Source organism: Streptomyces sp. CB02009, from assembly GCF_001905825.1.
In the GTDB taxonomy this organism is placed as follows: domain Bacteria; phylum Actinomycetota; class Actinomycetes; order Streptomycetales; family Streptomycetaceae; genus Streptomyces.
Genome location: NZ_LIVV01000025.1, coordinates 1 through 7,034 on the forward strand (window position 1 = coordinate 1; position 7,034 = coordinate 7,034).

The following is a 7,034-nucleotide window of genomic DNA, read 5'->3' on the forward strand; positions in this document are numbered from 1 at the left end:
GTACCCAGGGCGGAATCCTCGTTGCTGTGCTGGACTGCCGGCGTCGGCGTGGCCGTTGCTTCGGGTGAGGGCGCGGTACTGCCCGGGGTCAGAACGGTTGGAGAGGGAGTCGGGACTGCGGGCGGTGTGGGCTGCGCGGGGCGAACGGCTTCCGTGCCCGGGGCGGGGCTGCTCGGATCTGGCGGCGTATCGTGCTGGGCGTCCTCGGATCGGTCAGGAGCCTTCGGCCTGGGCGGTGTCTTCGGTTTGGGGCTGTTGCGGTGTGGGGGAGGTGTGCCCGGCGTCGCGGCCTTGGGAAGGTCCAGGACCTGGCCGGGGACGATCAGGTCGGGATTGTCGAAGGTGCCTCCGTCCGGGGTCGGCGCGCCCTTGTTCGCTTCGAAGAGTTCGCCGTACCGCTCGCCGTCGCCGAGTTCGGTTCTCACTCTGACGAGCCTCCTGCGCTGAGGTGATAGCAGCGGAGTGGTGACGGTAGGGCGATCCCTGGAGGGTGTGGAGGCAGCAGTGCAACCTCTGTCTAAAGCGTGAGGAAGCGAACGGCCCCCAGGCCGGCGGGGCCGAGGAGGGGAAACCCTGCCAGCCCGGAGTTCACGACGGTTCTCGCAGAGGCGCCTCCTCAGCCGGCCCTACCTGGGGGGAACATGTCCGGTGAGCCTTTCCCAGTCCCGGGAGGCCTCCGCCGCCCGGGCTTCCAGTTCCTCGCCTCGAGGGTCGGTACCGTTGCGCTGACGAAGCCTCTGTAGACGCTCCCGAGCGGTCTCCAGTTCGCTCGTGTCGGCTTGTGCCTCCTTCCACTTGCTCTCCGCCTCCTTCAGCTGACGCGGAAGGCGAGCGCGAAAGATGTTCTCCTGCGCGACAGTGTTCTGGATCATCACGGCGAAGTCGCGCACCTGGTCCTCGTCGAACAGGTCCTCATCGCTCTCAGGCGGGGACGGCAGGTGCGGGTACTTGGCCCGGTGCACGTGCCCGTCGGCGTCGGTGCAGTAGACGGAGTAGTTCTTGCGCCCGGGCTCGAAGCGGACCTCCAAGCCGGCCAAGGCGATGGAGCGCGTCACAGAAGGGGATTGCACTACGAGAACGTGCTGGAACAGGACCAACTCCCCGAGCGCCTCGACCCGATTTCCCCGGCCAGGGCTGTTCAGCGAAGCGATGCGCTGATCCATCCGGCGCAGACGGTCTTCCCGAGCTTTCTCGGCCGACTCGACATCATGACGCGCCTTGGACTCGGACTGAGCCTTTGAGCGCTCCCAAGCGCGGGCCGCGCTGCGAGCGTCTGACAGCGCCTTCCGGGCGCCGGCATGACTCTGGCTGAAGGTGTGCTCCCACCTACCCGGATAGCGGTGCCGCCGCCACGCCACCCCTGCCAGCATGCCAACGCAGATGATCAACCCAAGAACCATGACGCGCTCCGTCCCCTTCCTGCGCCTTGTGAATCTGTTCTACCGGCATCTGCACCCGTTACTGCCGAGTTCTGGCAAAGGGTCAGAAACCCCACGGGATGGAGCCCCGCGCACGGGGACGGGATGAGAGGTGGTCCGATGTTCATACGACCGGGCACGGCGGAGAGACTCCCTCGAACCGTGACGTTGCACCGAGGCGCGCCACCCCTTACGGGGCATCATGCCTGTGGGGTCTTCGACCTGCGTCTAACGCTGGAGGAGCGGTTTTGTCAGAGGGGGCTCGCGGGGCAACCCAGAGACTTGCTGGTCAGCGTGCTGCGCTATGCCACAAACGACGGGACCGTACAGGGGTCCTGCGGGGTCGCAATCTTCGTGGCCCAGTCTCAACGGCGATGGCACACCGATGGCACTCATGCCGCCGTTGTGAGTCTCCCTGTCACACCGAAGGGTGTCGGATACTCACTGCGCTGCGCAGGGAGCGACGTTGGTCGCCCCATACGTGAGGTTTGATCGCATTTTCCTGCTCCGGCAAGGCGCGGTTCCTCAGTCCTTGGTGGGGACGTCGAGGGCGGTCCCGTACAGGCGCGAGACCCGGAGCAGGATGGTAACGCGCCGGTCAGGCAGCGGCTGCTCGCCAGGGGCCGCCTCGTCGGCCGGATCCGCGATCTCCGCCTCTCCCTCCGCCACGGCGAACGACCAGATGTCCGGGCCGCTGACATGCAGTGAGGCGTGCGGGTCGCGGCGCAACTGGCGGACCTTGAGGCGGTCGGCGGTGGAGGAGACCCTCAGGACGCGCTCCTCGGCGTTCCAGTCGTAGAGGACGGTCGACAGGTGCGGGTGGCCGGTGCTCCTGACGCTCGCGAGTACGCCGAACTGCTGCTGGCTCAACAGCTGGGAGAGCTCCTGGTCGGTGAGCACTCGGGGGGCCGGGCCGTCGTTCTGGGTGTTGCCGGTGGTGGTCTCAGTGGCGGTGTGCTCGCTCATGTCGGTCAGCCTTTCGGTGGTTGGGGTGGGGCGGGAGGTCAGGTCGGACAGCTGCGGCGTTGATGGCGAGCTGGCTCACCGGCGGCTGGCGAGGCGCGCGATGGCGCGGAGTCGAATGCGGCAAACGTGTGGTCTGCCCCGCCAGTTGTCACAACAGGGAGACCGTAGCAGATGGGTTTGTTGCAGACTATCTGGTTCGGCCTCATTCAAGGGCAGGGGTCGCCGTCGTCGACCAGTCGGTTCAGGGCTCACCAGTCGGCCAAGACTGCGCAGGAAATGCCACGTCCATGAGACTGAGCGGCTGTACCGTCGATCTGAGACGGCGGAAGAACCGCTGGTCAGCGTGCGGCCTGTGCCTCGCGCGGCGAGGCCCTACAGCTTCCAAGGCTAGGCAGCCCCGGCCGGTGATCGCAGGCGCCTGCGGCTCGCCCGGTGACGCGGAGTTCGTACGCCGTTCGACGCAGCGTGGTTGGCGACGTCGGCGACGGTGGAGCCGAGGAGCACGGCGGCCTGATCGCCGGCGCGGGCCCAGCAGCGAGTAGCAACTGCCCCGAGCCTCTCAGCTCCCCGGTGGATGCCCGAAGCCGGAGGTGTGCGTACCGCTCATGCGGGGGGGGCGCGAGGACCACTGCACGGGCAGCCCGCTTGGCCTTGGCCCAGCGACGAGGATGTTCAGTGGGGTGGGCGGGAACGTGGCTGGGCCCCGACCCGGGGGGAGGGAGTCGGGGCCCAGCTGAGCCGCGAGCCGTGGCCGGCGGCGGGATGTGCCGGTTCAGCGGTGGCGGAGGGTGTCCTTGACGTCTTCCTTGGCCTGGCGGGCGTTGCCCTTGGCCTGGCCGGCGTGTCCTTCGGCGGTCATCCGCTCGTTGCCGAGTGCCCGGCCCGTCTTCTCCTTGGCCTTGCCCTTGGCCTGCTCGGCCTGTGCCTTGGCCTTCTCGGTGCCCGACATGGGGACCTCCTCGTGTAGTACCGGATTGGTCGTGACCACCGCCTGCTCACGATTGCGAGGCCCAAACCCCGCGGGGCTCGGCGACGCCGAAAGGCGGCCAGTCGGCCCGAGGCGCGCCCCGGCGATAAAAGCAGCCGGCGGGAGTGGGGAGCCGAGCGCGTCTTATGCCCGCCTGCATTGAATAAGAAACAAATAAGGATCGTATGCATGGGCGAGGGGTGGTGGGGCATCCGGTGTTTCGGAGGTCTATAACTATGTTTCCCCTGCTTCTTGTTCTTCTGCTCGCTCTGATCCTTTTCGGTGCCGGTTTCGCGGTGAAGATTCTCTGGTGGGTCGCGATCGCCGTCCTGGTGATCTGGCTGATCGGCTTCGTTGCCCGGCCCAAGAACAGCAGCGGCCGCTGGTACCGCTGGTAGGGCTGCTTCTGGCGTAGTTCAAGGCCGGCGTGAAGGTGGCCGTCCACCCCCGACCGAAGGGGTGTGGGCGGCCACCGCCATGTTGGGAGTCGGTTCTGCTCCTGCTTTCCGGTGAAGTCGGATGCTGCGGGTAGCCGTATGCGGGCCGGGGCGGTGGCCGTGACGCAGCAGGGAACCTGCTCACCTCCATAGAACGGCGGCCGTCCCGGCCCGAACCGGAAAGAGGCGGACGTGCAGCGCCGCGGCATCAGGGCAGTCGGAGTCCAGGCCTGAACGCGAGTTCCACCGCATACGCGATCTGCCCCCGACCGCGTAGCCGAGATGCATTTCTCGTTCCTGGACCCGGCTCTGCGGGAAATCGACGCCCACGTTGAGCAGTACTGGAACAAGCTCACCTCCCTGTCCCGCACCGCGACGGCGAGCGCGAACACAGGTAGAAGCCGGGCGCCTCTCGCGGTCCGTCACCGAGTCGTGCCGACAGCGCCTCATCGCAGTCAACGGGGCGACCGACCAGCAGGGCGCGGACGTCCGGGGCGAGTATCGACCACTGCTTGGGGCAGACGAGACCTCATGCACGGACAACATGCGCGTCCCACGAGCACTCTGTTCGGCCCAGTCACCACAGCCCGGACACCGCCAACGGCCCACGGCCGCCCCAAGCACTCACGCCGAGGTCTGCTCACCGGCCGCCTCCGCCGCCGGTTCCTCGCCTACCGGTCGGTCCAGTTCCTGTCCACGCACATCCCGGGCCTCTCCGGGCCAGGTGATGAATGCCTGCTGCTCGTCCATGTCCGTCAGGTTGTCGGCCAGGTGCACTACCGGATCTGCACCGACTGTGCCCAGGGCGTCATCACAGCTCTCACCCTCGATGAGCGCTTCCTCGGCAGCGGCCTGGGCACCCGGGCGCTTTCGCACCTGCGGTCTCGCCACCCGGGACTCGCGTGGCGCAGCACGCTGAGCATGCGCACCACACGCGACCTCCTGCGCCGGATGCGCATTCCCACCGTCATGGCCGACACGCTCTGCGCCCATGGGCCGGCCGCCGCCTGACCGACACCCGCCGACGTCTGGAACGGCCCCTCGAGCAGGCGCTCCCGCGGGAGCCCTGCGTAAGGCAGCCGCCCCCTGGCCACCGGTCGCATCCCGAAGACGGTATCCGGCAGACGGAACGGCCTTCCGATGGTGCGAGCGAACCGGCGGACAGCGGAGGCCGAGGCCGGCAAACGTGCGCAGCAGTGCGGCGACGGTGCCATCCTCGGCAAGGAACCCGGCCTCGGCTGCGATGACCGGGCAATATCCCAGCCAGGAGCCGGTCCTCCAACCGCCAGCACCGCTTTCACGGCATCCGCCACAGCTGGAACGGACGGCAGCTGGGACACCCCGCCGGCGGCAGCACTGCGCAGCTCGTCCCAAGCAGCCGCTGCAGCCTTCGACCCACTCGGCATACCGGAGACCGAAAGAGCCCTGTGGGTGTCTGTATCGAGCCGCGCTCGACATTCCGCACGAGCCTGCCGAACTTGCCCCTGGCTGTTGTACGAGCACCGCCGGGCCCGCGTCTCCCGCTTGGACGAGCTCATCTACTTCCAGCGGGCGCTGCTCAACCCTGGTGCAGCTGCGAAGGGTTTCTCGAGGATTGCCCTGTCCGCCTTAGCCGCGCGGCAGGTGTTCCCACATTCCTGACCACGGAGTTCCGGAAGCGAAGGCGGAGGCTGTGCTTCATGCCCGCGACGGGAGGCCGATCCGTCTGAGCCCGGTGCGCGGCGCGAGGCCCCGGCGGTCGGCGCGAACTGTGTTCTGACCGGGGGCGCGTGGTGGAGCTATTACGACGAGACCGAGGTCCGCTCGGCCTCCGGTCTCGACATCGACCACATGGTCCCGCTCAAGGAGGCCTGGGGGTCCGGCGCCTGGGAGTGGACGGCCCAGCGCCGGGAGGCCTACGCGAACGACCAGAACGCCGCGGTCTCGCTGATTGCGGTCACGCCCGCTCCAACCGGGCCAAGGCGGACAAGGACCCGGCGCAGTGGATGCCGCCGGCGCCCAGTGCCCGCTGCCGGTACGCCACCGAGTGGACCGCGACGAAGCTGCGCTGGAATCTGAGCGTGGACCCCGCGGAGGCCGGCGCCCTCCAGGCGCTCGCCGCCGAGTGCCCGGACGCGATCGTCCAGTTCGAGCCCGCCGAGTAGGACGAAGGATCGCCGTCTGCGGCTCGGGGGATCCCGCAGACGGCGACGCCGCCCGCCCCGCCTGCTCACAGGATCACAGCTCAAACCATTGCATTCGAGGGTGAAAGGGTGTGTATGACTGTGAAGTGTGGGGGTAGGCGGGTGCCGAGCGGACCGGGGCCGCTCACGGGCCCGCGGATTCCCCCCTTCCCGCAGGGGCCCGACCGGGTGGAGGACTGGCCCGCACCAGTGGTGTTGTGCGGGCCAGTCTCCCCGAAGCGGGGAAACCGCGGCGTGCTGCGTCTCGAGGGCCGGTCCCGCGCACGTGCGAAGGGACGCGGGACCGGCTGCGGACGCCCGTCCTGTGGGAGTCATGGCGACCGTACAACGCACCTGTTGCAGTGCGCAGGTTCTGATCCGCCGTCAGTGGCCCGCCGGCAGACCGTGTCTCGGCGCGTGGCCTCGTACGGCTGGTCCGCAGGAAGACCGGCTGGGCGAAGACCCGGCGGAACGCCGAGACGGCGGGCGTGGGCCCGGTCGCCACGGAGGCCTCAGGAGCCGCACCGCGCCCCGGACACTCTTGGACGACCGTGGCCTGTTCACAGTCCGTCGGCTTCGCGCAGGAGGCGCAGCGCGAGAGGTTTGGCGGCCCACCGCGGCTCTATCGTTGCGGTGACCGGGCGGAAGGCTCGCACCGGCTCGGAATCGAAGGGGAGCACGTGCGGGACGGTGTGGCAGTCAGTGCGATGGACCGGCTCGAGGAGTACCGACGAGAGCTGACCGGGTACTGCTACCGGATGCTGGGGTCGTACGCCGAGGCCGAGGACGCCGTACAGGAGACAATGGTCCGGGCCTGGCGGAACATCGACCGGTTCGAGGGTCGCTCGTCGCTGCGGTCATGGGTGTACCGCATCGCCACGAACGTCTGTCTGGACGCCCTGGCCTCTGGCAGGCGGCGGGCCCTGCCCATGGACCTGTCCGGACCCAGCGACGGCAACACCGCGCCGGCGCCTGCGGCGGAGGCCGGACTCTGGGTGGAACCCTGCCCGAGCGGAGATCCCGAGGCGTCCGCGACGACGGGCGAGTCGGTCCGGCTGGCGTTCGTCGCCGCGCTCCAGCACCT

Annotated in this window: 6 protein-coding genes and 2 pseudogenes; 3 read left to right on the top strand and 5 right to left on the bottom strand. The window is 68.7% G+C overall.

Features of this window, described 5'->3' with window-relative positions:
* The 4 genes and pseudogenes from AMK27_RS43245 to AMK27_RS40785 all read right to left on the bottom strand — a co-directional run.
* Positions 1–425: pseudogene (locus AMK27_RS43245) on the bottom strand (hypothetical protein); the annotation flags it as partial.
* Positions 426–626: 201 nt separating this feature from the next.
* Positions 627–1,400 carry a hypothetical protein gene (locus AMK27_RS40775; protein WP_073919540.1) on the bottom strand — a complete coding sequence of 258 codons (774 nt, stop codon included), beginning with the start codon at positions 1,398–1,400 and terminating at the stop codon, positions 627–629.
* 543 nt (positions 1,401–1,943) lie between these two features.
* Positions 1,944–2,384 carry a pyridoxamine 5'-phosphate oxidase family protein gene (locus tag AMK27_RS40780; protein ID WP_073919542.1) on the bottom strand — a complete coding sequence of 147 codons (441 nt, stop codon included), beginning with the start codon at positions 2,382–2,384 and terminating at the stop codon, positions 1,944–1,946.
* Between the two features lie 772 nt (positions 2,385–3,156).
* Positions 3,157–3,333, bottom strand: coding sequence for a CsbD family protein (locus AMK27_RS40785; RefSeq protein ID WP_073919545.1), 177 nt, complete (start codon positions 3,331–3,333; stop codon positions 3,157–3,159).
* Between the two features lie 254 nt (positions 3,334–3,587).
* Here AMK27_RS40785 and AMK27_RS40790 point away from each other — a divergent pair, with 254 nt between their 5' ends.
* Positions 3,588–3,749: a hydrophobic protein gene (locus AMK27_RS40790; protein ID WP_073919549.1), complete on the top strand. Its 162-nt coding sequence runs from the start codon at positions 3,588–3,590 to the stop codon at positions 3,747–3,749.
* Positions 3,750–4,412: 663 nt separating this feature from the next.
* On the opposite strand, the gene AMK27_RS44290 is transcribed toward AMK27_RS40790, so the two are convergent.
* Positions 4,413–4,538 carry a hypothetical protein gene (locus tag AMK27_RS44290; RefSeq protein WP_274535774.1) on the bottom strand — a complete coding sequence of 42 codons (126 nt, stop codon included), beginning with the start codon at positions 4,536–4,538 and terminating at the stop codon, positions 4,413–4,415.
* A 978-nt stretch (positions 4,539–5,516) separates the two neighbouring features.
* Between AMK27_RS44290 and AMK27_RS44085 the strand changes: the two are divergent.
* Both AMK27_RS44085 and AMK27_RS40800 read left to right on the top strand, forming a co-directional pair.
* Positions 5,517–5,932, top strand: a pseudogene (locus AMK27_RS44085) (HNH endonuclease family protein); the annotation flags it as partial.
* A gap of 725 nt (positions 5,933–6,657) precedes the next feature.
* The coding region (locus tag AMK27_RS40800) for a sigma-70 family RNA polymerase sigma factor (RefSeq protein ID WP_143204971.1) at positions 6,658–7,034 on the top strand (377 nt) is incomplete at its 3' end.

Coding starts and splice junctions, on each gene's coding strand:
- AMK27_RS40790 (WP_073919549.1), top strand. CDS start 3,588: ATGTTTCCCCTGCTTCTTGTTCTTCTGCTCGCTCTGATCCTTTTCGGT.
- AMK27_RS40780 (WP_073919542.1), bottom strand. CDS start 2,384: ATGAGCGAGCACACCGCCACTGAGACCACCACCGGCAACACCCAGAAC.
- AMK27_RS44290 (WP_274535774.1), bottom strand. CDS start 4,538: ATGGACGAGCAGCAGGCATTCATCACCTGGCCCGGAGAGGCCCGGGAT.
- AMK27_RS40785 (WP_073919545.1), bottom strand. CDS start 3,333: ATGTCGGGCACCGAGAAGGCCAAGGCACAGGCCGAGCAGGCCAAGGGC.
- AMK27_RS40775 (WP_073919540.1), bottom strand. CDS start 1,400: ATGGTTCTTGGGTTGATCATCTGCGTTGGCATGCTGGCAGGGGTGGCG.